Origin of the sequence: Paenibacillus yonginensis (genome assembly GCF_001685395.1) — a bacterium.
Lineage (GTDB): Bacteria > Bacillota > Bacilli > Paenibacillales > Paenibacillaceae > Fontibacillus > Fontibacillus yonginensis.
The window spans coordinates 4,271,787-4,287,929 of sequence record NZ_CP014167.1; the positions used below are offsets into that span (position 1 = coordinate 4,271,787).

A 16,143-nucleotide genomic window follows, 5' to 3' on the forward strand; every position below is an offset into this window, starting at 1 on the left:
CCCGGCCATGGACAAGAACTTGGTCCTAAACTCCACATCATTGGATCTAGGCAGTAGTTTGAATAATTGCTTTAGTTACATAGCCATTCAAGTACAGGGAAACGATAGTTGAATCATCCAAAATCAGGCCACTGACTACTTCTGTGACCTTCTTTGCATGTTACATAAGCTTGATTACAGCACCTAGGGCGGGATCAAAGGTTGGCAATTATACGTTACGGCTGCTTCTTTTGTATTCATGATGTTTGAGGGAGTGAAATTATGTTGACCGATGTCATCATTCGAAGTGCGGTCGCTAGCGATGTCAATGCGCTGCGCGACATTTCAGGTCGTCGGCTTCGCGTCGGTACGTCCTGTCGGCGGCTTTCTCGAGCTTGAGGACCTGTTCACTGATCCCGATTGGATGCGCCAAGGCGTTGCGAGCGCACTGATCGCCAACATTACGCATCGCGGCTTACACATAGAGGTGTCCGCCAACCCGCTCGTTTTGGGGTTTTACGAATCGGTGGGTTTCGTCGTCAGGGGTGTCGCTGACACAGAGGGTGGGCCGGTGCCCCGGATGTACCATGGGAAGCAGCTTGCCTACGATAGCGCTGCTTTCCAGCAGGCAGGAATTTTTAATAAGTGCTAACATGAAATCGAACTAACTTCAGAGAGCAGGGTCGCTTAAATGACAAGCAACAAGGAACAACATTACCGATTCAGTGAGGCGCCGATATGGGATGTGCAGCGCCGGTATTATGAGGAACAAGGAACGAAGGCTTGGAACAATGACCAAGTTCCTCAGTATATAACGAGTAATCCGATGATCGCTGCCGCTTATGCGGAAGTCATGTTTGGTTTTCTTCAAGATCGGGCGAATAAGGGGGAGGATTCCGAACCCGTCGTTATTGTGGAGCTTGGAGCAGGAGCGGGGCGGTTTGCTTATCATGTGTTGGATGAGTTGTGCCGGCTGAGAGACTACGCGGGGATTTCCTTGCCTCCATTCCGCTATGTAATGACGGATTTGGCGCTTAACAATGTACTGGCGTGGAAGGAACATCCGGCTCTGCAAGCTTTTGTTGCCGAGGGATTACTGGATTTTGCCCAATACGATGCTGTCCATGATACCGTACTGAATCTCGTCGTATCTGGCACGGCGATCAATGAAAGGGAGTTAAAGCAGCCGTTAATCGTTGTTGCGAACTATTTTTTTGACAGTATTCCGCAAGAGTTGATTTATGTAGGCGACGGAAAAATTTATGAAGCCGACGTTTATGTCCAAGGTCTCGAACATATGGATTCGCTAAAACCATCAGAATGGTTGGAACGAATAAAGTTGCGTTATGAGCACCGACGGGCACCTGAGTACGAACAGGAAACGTATCCTTACCGTGATGTGATTTCTACCTATCAGGAGCACCTGGAAGACTCGCACATTTTATTCCCTGCTGCTGGTTTAACTTGTTTAGAGCGTTTGAATCTTTTATCGCAGGCTGGATTCTTGTTGATAACGGCAGACAAAGGAGATCACTTGCTGGATCATTGGAAATTCGCGGAACCGCCGGAGTTGATTTTGCATGGAAGTTTTTCTTTGACGGCAAACTATCATGCGATCCAATATTTCTTTGAGCAAAGGGGAGCCCTGGCGTTATTCCCCCTGCATCATTATAACAATATCAATGTCGGGTGTATTCTCCATTTGGACAAACCAATGGAATATGTAAATTCGAGGTTAGCTTACCGTCGATGTATGGAACGGTTTGGTCCGGACGATTTTTTTAATATGAAGGTATGGGTAGATCGTCATGTAGAGAGCATGGGCATGCAGGAATTATTAAGCTTTTGGCGTCTGGGCGGATATGATGCGGAGTTTTTTATTCAGAGCGTGAAGCAGATATCCCGATTGTTGCCGGATGCAGACGACGATGAGAAGCAGGACCTGCTCAGGGGCATCCAGAAGATGTGGTCATCGTACTATGTCATGGAACAGCGTTATGATCTTGCGCTTGACGCCGGATTGATTCTGTTTGAAATGGGGATGTTCGAACACTCCAAACAGTGTTTGGAAATATCGGTACAGCAAAACCCGGATGAGGTCGTATCAACCGTATATTATTGTCTGGCCGTCTGTTGTTTCGAGTTAGAGATCGAAGAAGAGGCATGGACGTACGTCAGAAAATTATTGGAAATGGAACCTGGTCATGAAGAGGCATTGGCATTAATGAACCAGTTCGATAGCAACATTTAGGCATACCAGTTGCCTTCAGCAGAGAAAAGAGGGTTATACTCTACTTGAAATGTGAAGCTTGACTTCAACTAAGATTTAAGTCCTATAATGAACCTGTTGTATCGTATCAAATGATCTAAGGCGTTATGGAGAATGCTAACGATTGTTTCGTTTACGATTACGTGTGTGTATCCAAATAAAAAACGAAAAGGGGTTCATTCACTATGAAAGCACTTGTCACGGGCGCAAATAAAGGAATTGGTTTCGAAATCGCTCGAAGTCTTGGGAAACGTGGTTATGATATTCTTGTTGGGGCGCGTGATGAAGCCCGTGGACGGGCAGCAGTCGAAAAACTTGTCGCAGAAGACCTACAAGCGGCGTTCATCAAGATTGATTTGAATGATTTAGACAGCTTGCGCGAAGCGGCTAAAAGGGTTGACTCGCTCGATATTTTGGTCAATAATGCTGGAATTCCTGATAGTGCCAAGCCTGGGCGTGCGCCGCTCGACATCGCCAAACCTACCATGGACTATACAACTGAGGATCTGCGCACGACGATGGAAACGAATTTTCTAGGCACCCATGAACTCATAAAAAATCTGCTGCCATCTCTGACAGACAACGCAAAAATTGTCAACATCACCGTCCCCATTTCGCCGACCGACTTTTGGCACCCGCTTGCTTACATTACGAGCAAAGCAGCACTTAATGTGATGACACTGACCTTCGCTTACGAGTTCGAAAAAATGGGCAGCCACCGCCAGATTTTCGGCATCATGCCTGGCGCTGTCGCAACCGACTTGAACGGCATGGAGGCTGGTGGACACGGCGGATTCGTCAAGTCTCCCGAAGCTGCTGGAGAGCTGAGTACTGACATTATTGTGTCTGATAAGAATCAAAATGGGCAAATCATTCAGTACGATGGTAAGATCGTTACCGATTATGAGATTCAGCTGAGAGGCTAGAAACATCAATATTCTGTTATTGATATGGCTTCGGACGTTCCTTTAGGGCACCCTTTCTCGGGTGCTCTAAAACGCCTTGCCAAACCTATCTATGCGCTGGAAAGGAACCTAACAGTTCGGACCTAAAAGTCGGCTAGATACTATAGCGGGAGTTTGAATGATCTAAATATAAAACGCGCTTAAACCAGAGACGGCCCAATGCTGATTGAGTAGGGCTGTTTTTTTAGGGTTGTCTTTTTGTTGACAAGGAAGCAATACCAAGATAAGATAACATTGTTTACTGGGAAACAAAACGCAATTTAACAAATCAATGGAAGTTCGTCGACGATTGAACGATGGACAAGTTTGGTTTCACCGCCAGACGGGTCTGCCTATCTAATCACGCAATCTACAGTCTTTTTTTATGGCTAATAGGAGAGTGTGAACATGAATATGGTTTCGTGTGATTACTGGTATCATTGAATTCGTTGCCGTTACAAGGGATGAACTTTTGGAGCTCGTGTGGGGCTATGATTATTTGGGGGACAGCCGCAGCGTGGATATGACCATCATGCGGTTAAGAAAGAAGCTGGAGGATGACACGGAAAATCCTAAATATGTGAAAACCGTCTACGGCTTCGGCTACCAGCTTGGAGGTGGCTCCAACTGAAATATGCAACGCGGCTGCTGTTGAATTATTTATTTTTCTCCGTATTATCCTTTGCCATTATTATTATTTCCGTGAATAAAGCTATCGACTATTTTAGTTTTGTGACTATAGAGAAGAAAATGATGAAGCAGGCTGACTTGTATGAGCTGTCTTTTAGAGAAATCCTTGCCATGCAGGATAGAACGCCGGCTGAGGAATCGTCTGCCGAGGTGGCGAGGGCCGTTTTGGAAAGGCTGAAATCTGCAGGCCAGGAAGTGCGGATCTACGACAGCAGCCAGAAGCTGTTGGGATGGGCCGCCGATGGAATTATCATCAATAAGGGAACGCCTCCAATGTTTAAGGAAAATATCCAAAATGCCCTCAAAGGGAATTATGCTTATACGATTACCGACGCCAAATTGCTCTATTTCGCAGTGCCCATTCAAGATAAATATTATCAAAACAGCTTTGTATTTGAGTTTGTTGAGGACCTTTCGTATTTCTACGTGATGATGGATCAAATCCGCTACATTTTGTTTGCCGGGGCGGCAGGATTTCTGGTTCTAATTACGCTGGCAAGCTTATTTATTGCCCGTAATACGACAAAGCCGATCCAATATCTGCTTGGGGCCACGGAGAAATTCTCCAAACAGCAGTTCCAGCGGGTTAAGTTGAACAGAAAAGACGAGCTGGGGATGCTTGCCGCAGGACTAAACCAAATGGGCATTCAATTAAATGAATATATCCAGCACCAGAAGCAGTTTGTCTCGAATGTTTCTCATGAACTGAAGACACCGCTTGCGGCCATCCGGGGATTTTCCCAATATTTATATGAGGGTGAAAATAAGGACAAGGATTTGCAAAAGATCTATGCTCATCTTGTAAATGAATCGGACAGGCTGACCCTGCTTATCAATGAGCTGCTGCTGTTAGCCCGGTTTGACAAGGCGGGTTCGGATGAAATGGGCAAGGAAAAGACGGATTTATCCGGGTTAACCGAAAGTGTGGCCGCAGAAATGCGGTCAAAGGCGGAGGACAAAGGTATCCTGCTGGACATCAAGCCGGGAAAACAAGTCTTCGCCGTCGTCAATCCAACCCTGATGTCGCATGCAGTCGCGAATATTATAGATAACGCCATAAAGTATTCCCATGCCGGCAAACGGGTTAGAATCGAGACGTTTATCAGGCAGGAGACGGGGGTCATCCAAATAAGGGACGAGGGCGTCGGGATCCGTGAAGAGGAAATTGCCCGGGTGCAGGAGCGATTTTATCGGGCGGAAAATGCCCGCGTGGCCAAAGGTTCGGGATTGGGGCTCTCCATATGCAAAGAAATTGTCGAGAAATTTGACGGTAAATTGGAGATGGAAAGCGAAGTGGGCGTAGGGACCACCGTGTCCATCCTGCTCCCTTTAGCGTGAAGTTACAAGAATGATACAAGATTGTGATTAAACTAATAATTTGTTTTCATATGATGACTTCATAAGATTAAGAAATCATTATGGGAGGGTAACCGTATGAAAGCATTAAGCAAACCAGCAGAACTAATGCTGTCTATAGTCCTTCTTGGGACGTTATTGGCGGGATGTCAGGGAAACGGGGAAAGTAGTTCGCCGGAGGCTTCCGCTCCCGCCCCTTCATCGAGCAGTAACCCGGCCGGCGGAAGCGCCGATTCCGGGGTAATCAAGGAAGGAACGATTCCCAAGGACGGGAATGTGATCCTGAAAGAGCTTGCTTTTGTCTACAAGGACAATACCATTGCCCTTTCCGATATCGTTGACGACGCAAAACTCGAAAGCATGCTGGGGAAAGCGGAAGAGAAAAAATCCCACACCTATACAGCAGACGATAAGACTAATATGGATCAGCTAATTGGCCGCACAAAAAATCTATACACCTTTCCAGGGCTCGAAATCGAAACCTTCAATACGGGAGAAGGGACCGATTTCTATATCACTACGATTGAAATTACCGCCCCTGAATATGCCACAATCCGCAATATTAAAGTCGGCGACAGTCTTGAAGAGCTTAAGAAAACGTATCCCGAAGGGAACCTGACGGGAAATGGAGCGACCAGCGCGGAGGATGAATACCGGTATACGTCGGCCAACTATGTGGATGTAATGACGTTCCATATCAAGGATGACGAAGTGGAAAGCATTGAAATGTACACGCTTCTAGATTGAGTGTTATGAAGTTCGCTTAACCTTAACACTAGTCAAGAAAATGCGGCCCAAGGTTCCTTATTTAGATAGAATTCACGGGCCACGTCTTCTGACCGCCGTCGCAGATGCCGCTTGGTTCAAGTATCATACCAGCTGCTGCAGGAGCGGAAAGAGCTGGTGGAGGGCTGATACATCAAGACCATGGAGTATGAACTCAAGCTGAGCAGTGATGAGGAAGAACTTTCAGCGGCCCTGGCGAGAACAGGGATAGCGAAAAGTGAATTACACCGAAAAGGCTGGTCAGCGGTCTTCCTGCTTGTATCGGAGGAACTTTGAGAATCATCTATAATTGATATAAAGGCCTCGCGTGCAGGTAACTTCAGGGGGTGTTTTTCTTTATCAATACTACAGAAACAAGGACAGAAAGAACGCTGGGGAATAAACCAACTTTAGCCGTACGGGTTCCCACCGTACGGCTAAAGTTGGTTATAAAAAGCCACGTGCTTGATCAGAAGGTGCCGAAGCGGCTGCCTGCGGCCACACCTTTGGGGGAAATGCGTTCAATCTCGGCCAGATCGTCAGCTGTCAATTTAACTTTTATCGCACCTAGGTTTTCTTGTATACGTTCCAACCGTTTTGTTCCCGGAATGGGAACAAAACGCTCGCCTTGTGCCAGGAGCCAGGCTAAACTCAATTGAGCCGGGGTGCAGCCCTTTTCGGTGGCCATTTTCTCAATCAAGGAGACGACCCCAACGTTCTTGGCGAAGTTCTCACCCTGAAACCGCGAGTAGTAGCGCCGGTAGTCGTCTTCCGGCAAATCCTCGAATTTCTTGATCTGGCCGGTCAAGAAGCCGCGGCCAAGGGGACTGTAAGGGACTAGACCGATACCGAGCTCCTTAAGAACCGGAAGAACCTCATCCTCCACTTCCCGGCTCCATAGGGAATATTCGGTTTCGACAGCGGTAATGGGATGTACCGCATGTGCCCGCCGGATCAGTTCGGCCGGCGCTTCCGATAACCCGATATATCTGATCTTCCCTTGCTTAACGAGGTCAGACATCGTGCCGACTGTTTCCTCAATGGGGATATTAGGATCGGGACGATGCTGATAGTATAGATCAATGTAATCCAGTCCAAGGCTGTAGAGACTGGCATCAACAGATTTTTTAATGTAGGCGGGATCCCCTTTTGGACCCTGTCCGTGTGTAATCCCGAACTTGGTGGCAATAACGGCCTGATCTCGTCGGTCTTTAAGCGCGCGCCCGACAAGCTTCTCATTTTCCCCGAAACGTCCGAGCTGGTATTCTGACCCGTAAAGATCGGCAGTATCAAACATCGTAACACCCATATCCAGTGCTCCCTGAATGGTTCGCACCGATTCATCGTTATCAGGCATCATCATCGTTCCGAGACCGATAGCCGACACTTCAAGTCCTTCATTCCCTAGTTTTCTTTGTTGCAGCATAAGATTCCCTCATTTCTGGATTAGGATCATTTGAGCATAGGTTTATCCTAATTGATCCTGTCAGAGGCAACCACACAACGTTTTTACTAGTAAAAAACTTAACAGTCTGTAGTTGAACTATCTATAACCGGTGTGTAAATGCAAATGTTAATATCCGGTCGATCCGTCAGATTGACCAATGACTGAATATCATAATGGACAGTTTGCTGGACAGCAGAGGACTGTAAAGAGATCCGTTTTACTTTCTTGAGTTGAATCTCATACTGATTCCAGATTCGTTCGAATTCGGAGCTGTTCTGAGTAAGATGCTTTACTGTCTCCTCAAACCAAGGATCATCCCTGTGTTGATCATAATAAGTTCGGAACACACCTACCGAGTACCTTGAGAATTCCTCTATATTCAGAATTTGACGTCGCATTTCTGAATCTTCGAACAACAAACGGATGAAGTAACGTTCCTTGACAGGGATGGAGCCGAAGTCGAAGAACATCTCCTCGGCAGCCTTGTTCCATGCGAGCACTTCAGTCCTCTCATTGGTTATATGTGAAGGAAATGACAGCTGTTCGATAATCCTCTGCATCTGCGGATCCACGGCAGCTGCGGCCAACAAAGGGGTCTCGGCAGCATGAGGGTTCCATAACTGATATAAATGTCCCTTTTCTTCAGGAGATAAACGGAGGGCAGCCGCGATGCTGTCAATCACGTCTTTCGAAGGGGTCAAATCCCGTCCTTGTTCCAGCCATGTATAGTAGGTGATGCTTACACCCGCTAGTACGGCAACTTCTTCCCTCCGTAATCCAGGTGTCCTTCGTTGGCCGTTTGTGATCTCCACGCCTGCAGCTCCTGGAGAAAGTCGCTCCCTGCGTGATTTGAGAAATGCCCCCATTGCTTTCGCTTTGCTGCTCGTAACAGTCATAGATCGAACACCACCTAGAATGGGAATTTGAGAAATTTCATTAGCATAAAAAGCAACTTTAAAATAGTATAGCATTTTTACTATTCAGCCAACTGTTCACTGGTTGCTTTCGTTCAACTTGTTCTCATCAGATCCCGTGTATTTTGGGCAGTTCTTGTATAAACTAATCCCAAATCATTGAAGACAAGACGGTGACCTAACATGTTAACGGTTTGGACGTTTCTAATTTTAGCAGCGCTATCTTTTTTTTCTATGTACGTCTTAATAAAGAAAATGAACGTTATTAATGTCTTGGGCAGTTATTTTTTTTCAAATGTGCTGATCACGAATACAGGTGTAATTATTAATTTGAATTTAAAATTAACCAAACAAGATCCATCCAATCCTCTTATTTTTTGGACACAGAAAATTCCCGAGTTATCCCTCAAGCCGGCGTTGCTTTTGTGGATGATTTATATTTTGTTTTCTAATCGGTCTTTGATCAGTAAAGGGATTTATGCTCTCATTTGCTTAATCGCGCTGGTTTCCATTGAGTTATTTTTTGTCCATATTCAATATTTGCAATGGGTAAAATGGAATGTCTTTTACACCTATTTGAGATACGGTTTGATCCTTGTAATATTGGCTGTTTACTCTTTCTATTTACAGAAACTGATTAATAAAAACAAAGAGGTAAACACGATATGATTTTACCCCTCCCACAGAAATTTGATATGAACGAAATATTTATTATCTTTTCTACCGTCATGCTGTTTGCCTTGATGTTTGTAGTGCCCAGACGAGTGTCTGCTGTCACCATCATGGTTATTTGGACCTTTAATGTCTTTCTTGCTTTGTTGGCTGATATTATCCTTAGTGTAAAACCCTATGAACTTTATTTTACGGTCGATCACCAAACGCATGAACTCTTTGATGTAATCCTTCACTTTATCACTTATCCTGCGCTTCCTTACTTTGTAGTAAACGTTTATAGATTTAACAAACCCCAAGGCCTGAAATATTTCCTTTATCTTATTTTTTGGGCGGTGTTGGCGATCACAAGCGAATGGATTTCGGTGAAATTTCATGTGTTTACCTATACCGGTTGGAAGCTGTATCTATCCTTCCTGGTTTATTTGGCTGTATTTGCCGTCAATATTTGGCTTGCAGGTTTTATTGAAAGGAGACATCCTTACAAACGGACTTCAGTTAGTTGAATAGGGCACGTGATAATGGACACACCAGGTTTATTCAAGCCCTTTCCCTCCCTCGATTCCTTTCTTATAAGGAATTCAGATGGATAGGAAATTGCCTGGACTAAATCCGATAACTAAAGGCGAAGAAATCAGAATAGGTTCCCGGGTAGTGGACACCCCTAAAGAAAATTCGATAGAATTAAAGAAATATTTTTGGGGGAGTGAGTGCTTTGGAATTTAACGACGTCATACACGGCCATACATCTATTCGTGAATATGAGGATAGGGAAGTAAGTCAGGAGATGCTGGATCAAATTTTGGAGGCAGGGATTCGGGCATCTTCCAGCGGTAACATGCAGTCTTACTCCATTATTGTAACGCGGGATAAAGAGCTGAAGAAAAAGCTGTATACGCCGCATATGGAACAATCAATGGTGGTGGATGCCCCGGTTCTGCTGACTTTTTGTGCGGATTTCAACCGGATGAGAAAATGGCTGGAGCTGAACGATGCTCCGGTTCATTTCGATAATTTCATGAGTTTTATGATTGGCGCCATTGACGCCACTTTGGCTGCGCAGAACGTCGCTTTGGCAGCGGAAAATGCGGGACTCGGCATTTGCTACATGGGCTCAACGCTTGCCAACTGTGATCAGATTGGTGAACGGCTGAACCTGCCGCCCAATGTCGTCCCTGTAGTAGGTTATTCACTGGGTTATCCGGCAGAGGCGCCTGCCCTTCGCGACCGGCTGCCCATGAGCGGGCTTGTTCATTACGAGCAGTACCAGGATTATTCGGAGGAAGACATTCAAGCCATTTATAAAGAAAGAAATGAAAAGGGATGGCAGCGGTACATGAGTGTTCCCAGACTTAAAGAGATGATAGAGGAATTGGGATTAAAAAATCTGGCTCAAGTCTATACGATCGCCAAATACACGAAGGAATCCCACCTCGAATTTTCACAAACCGTGCTGAACTATTTGGAGAAGCAGAACTTTATGAAAAATGACGCTGATTCGAATTGAAATTTAAATGTATTCAGATCAGCGTTAGCAAATAATAAGGATGAGCGGAGCACCTTTCGCTCATCCTTATTTATTTTCTTTTAATACAAGAGGCAGAAAGATCAAATCCACAATCTCGACAACGGCCTCATCGGTCAGCGGCGTATGCGTCGTAAGCAGCTCGAACCGGATCAGGTCTACAGGTAGGGAAATGACGCGTTCGGGCAGCTCCTCGACCTTCACCTCTCCGCGACGTTCCGCGTTCTGCAGAATATTTTTCATGGCTACGACAAGCAAATCCTCCGATCGCGGAGGCAGGGTCAGGTTGGAATGCAGCTCCGCCCCATGAAATTCAACCATCAGACCATGAATCGTCTCGGCCCCGATTATCTGCATCAGTTTATTTAGCCTGTCCAGCAGGGCAAGCACGTCTTGTCTCAGATTCCCCGTGTCCGGAGCTTCCAGGGAAGGTTTGGGGATATGTTTCATAAGCGCGGCGATGACCAGCTTTGCTTTGTTTGGCCATCTTCTATAGACGGCATTCTTATTGGTCTTCGCCCGTGCAGCGACAGCTTCCATCGTCAGCCGGGAATAACCGTTCTCCTGCAGTTCTTCCCATGCCGCCAAGAGAATGGCATTCTCCAGCACGTCCCCGCGCCGCCGCGACTTTGCCGTTTGTTCCTTCCCCTGATTTCCCCGTTGTCCTTCTGAATTGCGAGCTTTTGATTGATGATCCTGCGCATGTTCCGCCATATCAAATTCCTTCTTCCCAAGCTGAATTTCGTTCCTTCTTGAGGGCTCTTGTAAATAGTATATTGCATTTTCTCACGAATGGTAATATGATGACATCAAATAAGGTACGGTACGTACTGTACCCTAAATAATCAAGGAGTGGATAACATGGCTAAAAGTGAAGCAGAGGTCCTCATCAAACCTCCCAAAGAAAAAATAGACCCCGGTATTTTGAAAATTGCACTTATTCTGGTGTTCGGCGCTATCGCTTCCCAGCTGGATTCAACGATGGTCAATGTGGCGATTCATACCCTCGCAATGGACCTGCACAGCACGGTGTCGGCGATTCAGTGGGTCATCACGGGTTATGTACTGACCATGGGCCTGGCGGTTCCGATTTCGGGTTGGGCGATTCAGCGGTTTGGCGGGAAAACTGTATATATGTTCTCCCTGTGGGTATTTCTCATTTCTTCCGTTTTATGCTCTCTGGCGTGGAACCCCGGCAGTCTGATCTTCTTCCGGCTAATTCAGGGGATTGGCGCGGGACTGCTCATCCCGACGATGCAGAACGTGCTTGTTCAATCGGCAGGAGGCCGCGGCCTTGGCAAGCTGATTTCGATCATTAGCATTCCGGCCCTGCTGGGTCCGATTCTTGGCCCGGTCATTGGCGGGCTGATCATGGACAATATGAGCTGGCGGTGGATCTTCTACGTGAATATTCCGATCATGATCGCCGCACTTTGGCTGTCTTGGAGACACATTCCGGAGGATCAATCAGCTAACCATAAACCAAGGCTGGACGTGATGGGATTCCTTTTATTGTCCCCGGCGTTTGCAGTTCTGATTTACGGCATTTCGCAAATTAGTTCACATGGACAGTTCCTCTCGGCGGGCGTGCTTGTTCCTTTGGCCGCCGGACTTGTTCTGCTCGCTGCCTACATCGTGTATGCCTTGCGATCAAGCCAGCCTCCGCTGGTAGATTTGCATTTATTCCGTTCCCGGCATTTCCTGGCGTCGAACGCCACCTTGTTTCTGTCGGGTATGGTCATGAACGGGGCGCAGCTCCTGCTCCCGCTATATTACGAGCAGGTTCGCGGCGAAAGCGTACTGATGACAGGGATTCTCTTGATTCCTCAAGGGGTAGGGATGCTGTTGACACGAAGCTGGATCGGGGGAATGGCTGACCGGGTTGGGGCAAGGAGCATCGTCCTCGTCAGCTTGGTTGTGACCCTTGTCGGCAGCATCCCCTTTGCATACGCAGGGGCGGATACCAACCATTTTCTGTTGGGCGCGGCGCAGTTTGTACGGGGGGCGGCGTTAAACGGTATCCTGATTCCGATTATGGTTTCCGCGTATAAAGGATTAAAGAAGGAGCAAATCCCGCATGCAAGCATCTCTACACGGATCTTCCAGACCGTTGGGGGCGCGTTCGGCTCCGCCGTCCTGGCAACCGTTATCGGGCAACAATTGCAGGGAGGGGCGGAGGCCAGTCTTACCTCTCTGGTCCATGCGTATCAAATCGCTTTCTGGTGGACTGTAGGGTTTGCTGCTGTCTGCTTTCTGCCGGCCCTCTTCCTGTCTGGTCGAGAACAAATAAAGGGGTAAATGGAGTTTGGCCGCAGCCTGTGTCTGCGGCTCTATTGAAACGTCCCTATTTTACCAAACGTGCACATTTAAATAAATTTCTCCGTAGACGTACGGAGCCCGCGGGAGCTACACTAGGAAAAGCGACAAGGAATAAATAAACTTAGCGGGAGCTTGTATAACGTGACCTTATTAGACCGTACTCCATCATGGAAGAAACTTAGCTTGTTCGCCGTAACATGGCCTATTTTTATCGATTCGGTACTGCGGATGCTGCTTGGCACAGTCGACGTGTTTATGTTGAGCCGCATTTCCGACGAGGCTACGGGGGCAGTGGGTTTAGCCAACGAAATCATTTATTTCTGCATTTTGATGTTCGGTTTTGTCGGAATCGGTACCAGTGTAGCGGTTACCCAGTATATCGGTGCCGGAAGGGAGAAAGAGGCGAGCCGAATTTCGGCGATGGCTATTTCGCTCAACCTGATCTTCGGGATCCTTGTCAGCCTTGTTCTGGTTGGTTTCGGGGAATCCCTGCTGCGGCTGCTGAACTTAAACCCCGAACAAGTTGACATCGCAAGCCGTTATCTGAAGATTATCGGCGGATTTATTTGGGTTGAGGCGCTTTCTTATGCGGTGTCGTCGGTCATTCGTTCGAGCGGGAACACCCAAAGCGTGATGTATGTGACCTTGGGCGTCAATGTCCTGCATATCACAGGGAACTATTTGCTTATTTTCGGTAATCTCGGTTTTCCGGAATTGGGCGTTACGGGGGCTGCCGTTTCCACGGTGATTAGCCGTTTGCTCGGCACAGTTGTTCTATTTCTCATTTTGTATCGCCGGGTCCCGGCACCGATTCGCCGCAAGGATTACGTTTCCTGGAAAGCTTCTTATGTCAAACAGATTACGAGTGTCGGATTGCCGGCGGCGGGCGAACATCTTTCCTGGCAGTCGCAGTATCTCATGGTGATCAGCTTTGTCAACATGATCGGCATTACGGCGTTGAATACGCATGTTTATGTCATGAACATATCGAATTATTTTATGGCGCTGGCGATGTCGATCGGGGCGGGGACCGAAATCATTGTCGGGCAAATGGTCGGCTCGGGGGACATGAAAGCGGCTTACCAGCGGTTGATGAAAAGCGTGAGGATCAGCTTCATGTTGACCTTGGTCATCGTTGGGGCGGCCTCAATATTCAGGCATCAGCTGATCAGCATGTTTACCGATGACCCTGAGATCATTGCGGCGGGAGCGGGTATTTTTCTGCTGTCCATCGTGCTTGAACCCGGAAGAACCTTTAACACGGTGATCATCAATTCGCTGCGTGCGGCCGGGGATGCACGCTTCCCCGTCTTGATGGGCATGATCTCGATGTGGGGAGTTTCGGTGCCGCTGGCTTATTTGCTCGGTGTTCATTTCGGGATCGGACTGCTCGGCGTATGGATTGCTTTTACGCTGGATGAATGGCTGCGCGGGGTGATGATGCTGCTCCGCTGGAGAAGCCGGGCCTGGGAGAAGAAAGCGCTGGTGAAGCCGGCTGCTGTTCCGGACAACGGCGTGGGTGTGAGAGCGCAGGCTTAATCAGATGTGTAACCATCTACGCTTCGATTGGATGACCTTCCGTTCCCAAGACGGTTGGCTTCAACAAAGGTGACGATCAGAAAAGGTAGACCGCTATCCTTGGTGAGGGACGGTCTACTTTTTCTTTAAGTAGGTAAGCAAAGTCTCTTGAAGTGATCCAGCCTCCCCCGCAGCCCCTCCAAAATCTCCTCTGGTGCTTCTCTAATCCTTGCATCCTCCCCCAGAAATAGCATCCAGTTCAACATTTCCGCCAATTCTTCGGGTTTATCTGCCTGCACAAAAGTACTTACAACCGCCGTGGTTTGATAAGGATCCGTATAGGCAATAAATGCTTTTAAGGGATGGTATTTCTTGTACTGGGCAATAGCTCGCGGTCCCACTTCAAGGACAAGATTGATTTCTTCTTCCTGTTTGCCGAGTTTTTCAAAGATCTTCTTCGGACTTAACCTTCTCTTCTCCGGATAGGGCGTGACATCGGCCAGTTGGTCCACGGGAACAATCCTTTTCTTTCCGTCCTTTAAGTCAAAGCCTTCGATCGCCCACAGGCCCCTATTATGATAAAGGTGCAGAAGGTAAAGAGAATAGGTCCGGATGATCTCCCCTTCTTTAACGCTGACCGTTAAATAGCTGTCCATAAGCAGGTTCTGGATAAGCTTCTCCAGCATGGGGTGGGGAAGGTCCGAAAGCTCAAGCAGATCCGGATTATGAGGGTTGGTTCCTTCAAATAGGAGTATCTGATTCAGCAGCACAAGATCGTCCTGCTGGGTTGCTGAGATAAGGCCCAGTAATTTCTCGGCTAAGGACTGCCGGCTCTTCAGATACGGAAGCTGCGCATTTCTGGTGGCCATAAAGGCAATAAACAGCGCTTTAACCTCGTTATCCGTAAAACGCACACCAGGCAGGAGCGTGTTATGCATCACAAAATAACCGCCATCCCTGCCGACCTCCGCGACAAGCGGCATCCCCAGGGCTTCGATTTCCCGGATGTCCCGGATCGCCGTCGAACGGGAAACGCCAAATTCCTGCATGATTTCAGCAATGGTAAAGCGGGAACGGTTGTTGATATACCGCATAAGGGTGTTAATCCGTTCAACTTTTTTCATGGAAACTCCTAAACAGGTCCATTTTTTGATACTATTTAAGGCTATCATAAACTCATCAAGAACAGAAAACAACTCGACATCCGCTGACTAAATTTGAAAAAAAGGAAGGTTATAACCAATGACAAACTTTACGTTGGAAGAGAAAGACAGCTTTATCGTGTATGGACTGGGAACCGAGCTTAAGAGCCATTACACGGACTTTGCCGGCCTAAACAAGGAGAAATCCGACTTCTGGCAGGCGGTCAGCGAGGATGGCAGGCTTGATGCGTTAAAAGAGCTGGCTGCGAACGACTACCTTTTTGTAGTAAATGAAGCGGTGAACAACAAGATGATGTTTTATGCCGGTGTCCTGACAGAGGAAGCGCAAGCGGCGCCAGCAGCGGAAGGGTCCAGGGTAATTCAGTTCCCTAAAGGAGAATACCTGGTGGTTAGAGGGGAAGGGAAGACGGTCGATGAATTGAATACCAAGCTGACCGGCCTTGCCTTTGGTCAAGCCCTGCCGGAAGCCCAGCATCATGCTTATGTAGGCGGGCCCAATACAGCGGTTGTGATGGGAGAGCAGGAAGGCTTGCTTGTCGGCGAGATGTGGATTCCGGTTGTAAGGAAATAAAGAGAGGGGCT

At 47.5% G+C, this 16,143-nt stretch carries 16 protein-coding genes; 12 read left to right on the forward strand and 4 right to left on the reverse strand.

Features of this window, described 5'->3' with window-relative positions:
* Positions 1-271: 271 nt before the first annotated feature.
* From AWM70_RS22975 to AWM70_RS24140, 7 genes are all read left to right on the forward strand, one after another.
* Positions 272-631, forward strand: coding sequence for a GNAT family N-acetyltransferase (locus AWM70_RS22975; protein ID WP_151208778.1), 360 nt, complete (start codon positions 272-274; stop codon positions 629-631).
* A gap of 39 nt (positions 632-670) precedes the next feature.
* Positions 671-2,230 (forward strand): SAM-dependent methyltransferase, encoded by a 1,560-nt coding sequence (locus AWM70_RS19495; protein ID WP_068699206.1) that lies wholly within the window; start codon positions 671-673, stop codon positions 2,228-2,230.
* Positions 2,231-2,433: 203 nt separating this feature from the next.
* On the forward strand, positions 2,434-3,174 hold the full coding sequence (locus AWM70_RS19500; RefSeq protein WP_068699208.1) for an SDR family NAD(P)-dependent oxidoreductase: 741 nt from the start codon (positions 2,434-2,436) through the stop codon (positions 3,172-3,174).
* A gap of 442 nt (positions 3,175-3,616) precedes the next feature.
* The gene (locus AWM70_RS19505; RefSeq protein WP_068699210.1) at positions 3,617-3,823 is read left to right on the forward strand and encodes a winged helix-turn-helix domain-containing protein; all 207 of its coding nucleotides are present in this window, start codon (positions 3,617-3,619) and stop codon (positions 3,821-3,823) included.
* Positions 3,824-3,843: 20 nt separating this feature from the next.
* The gene (locus AWM70_RS19510; protein WP_068699212.1) at positions 3,844-5,220 is read left to right on the forward strand and encodes a sensor histidine kinase; all 1,377 of its coding nucleotides are present in this window, start codon (positions 3,844-3,846) and stop codon (positions 5,218-5,220) included.
* A 96-nt stretch (positions 5,221-5,316) separates the two neighbouring features.
* Entirely contained in the window at positions 5,317-5,985 is a 669-nt protein-coding gene (locus AWM70_RS19515; protein ID WP_068699214.1) for a hypothetical protein, read from the forward strand.
* Positions 5,986-6,165: 180 nt separating this feature from the next.
* Positions 6,166-6,300, forward strand: a complete 135-nt coding sequence (locus AWM70_RS24140; RefSeq protein ID WP_257784533.1) for a hypothetical protein — start codon at positions 6,166-6,168, stop codon at positions 6,298-6,300.
* A 172-nt stretch (positions 6,301-6,472) separates the two neighbouring features.
* On the opposite strand, the gene AWM70_RS19520 is transcribed toward AWM70_RS24140, so the two are convergent.
* Entirely contained in the window at positions 6,473-7,426 is a 954-nt protein-coding gene (locus AWM70_RS19520) for an aldo/keto reductase (protein WP_068700865.1), read from the reverse strand.
* A 101-nt stretch (positions 7,427-7,527) separates the two neighbouring features.
* The gene (locus AWM70_RS19525; RefSeq protein WP_068699216.1) at positions 7,528-8,346 is read right to left on the reverse strand and encodes a helix-turn-helix transcriptional regulator; all 819 of its coding nucleotides are present in this window, start codon (positions 8,344-8,346) and stop codon (positions 7,528-7,530) included.
* A 683-nt stretch (positions 8,347-9,029) separates the two neighbouring features.
* Between AWM70_RS19525 and AWM70_RS19535 the strand changes: the two genes are divergently transcribed.
* On the forward strand, positions 9,030-9,542 hold the full coding sequence (locus AWM70_RS19535; RefSeq protein ID WP_068699220.1) for a hypothetical protein: 513 nt from the start codon (positions 9,030-9,032) through the stop codon (positions 9,540-9,542).
* 200 nt (positions 9,543-9,742) lie between these two features.
* Positions 9,743-10,543 (forward strand): nitroreductase family protein, encoded by an 801-nt coding sequence (locus tag AWM70_RS19540; protein ID WP_237167759.1) that lies wholly within the window; start codon positions 9,743-9,745, stop codon positions 10,541-10,543.
* Positions 10,544-10,609: 66 nt separating this feature from the next.
* Here AWM70_RS19540 and AWM70_RS19545 read toward each other — a convergent pair whose 3' ends face one another.
* Positions 10,610-11,275: a TetR/AcrR family transcriptional regulator gene (locus tag AWM70_RS19545; protein ID WP_068699224.1), complete on the reverse strand. Its 666-nt coding sequence runs from the start codon at positions 11,273-11,275 to the stop codon at positions 10,610-10,612.
* Between the two features lie 147 nt (positions 11,276-11,422).
* Between AWM70_RS19545 and AWM70_RS19550 the strand changes: the two genes are divergently transcribed.
* On the forward strand, positions 11,423-12,859 hold the full coding sequence (locus AWM70_RS19550; protein ID WP_068699226.1) for an MDR family MFS transporter: 1,437 nt from the start codon (positions 11,423-11,425) through the stop codon (positions 12,857-12,859).
* 162 nt (positions 12,860-13,021) lie between these two features.
* On the forward strand, positions 13,022-14,419 hold the full coding sequence (locus AWM70_RS19555) for an MATE family efflux transporter (protein ID WP_068699228.1): 1,398 nt from the start codon (positions 13,022-13,024) through the stop codon (positions 14,417-14,419).
* A gap of 125 nt (positions 14,420-14,544) precedes the next feature.
* Here AWM70_RS19555 and AWM70_RS19560 read toward each other — a convergent pair whose 3' ends face one another.
* Positions 14,545-15,522, reverse strand: a complete 978-nt coding sequence (locus AWM70_RS19560; RefSeq protein ID WP_068699230.1) for a helix-turn-helix transcriptional regulator — start codon at positions 15,520-15,522, stop codon at positions 14,545-14,547.
* 118 nt (positions 15,523-15,640) lie between these two features.
* On the opposite strand from AWM70_RS19560, the gene AWM70_RS19565 reads away from it, so the two are divergent.
* Positions 15,641-16,132, forward strand: coding sequence for a GyrI-like domain-containing protein (locus tag AWM70_RS19565; protein WP_068699232.1), 492 nt, complete (start codon positions 15,641-15,643; stop codon positions 16,130-16,132).
* Positions 16,133-16,143 lie beyond the last annotated feature (11 nt).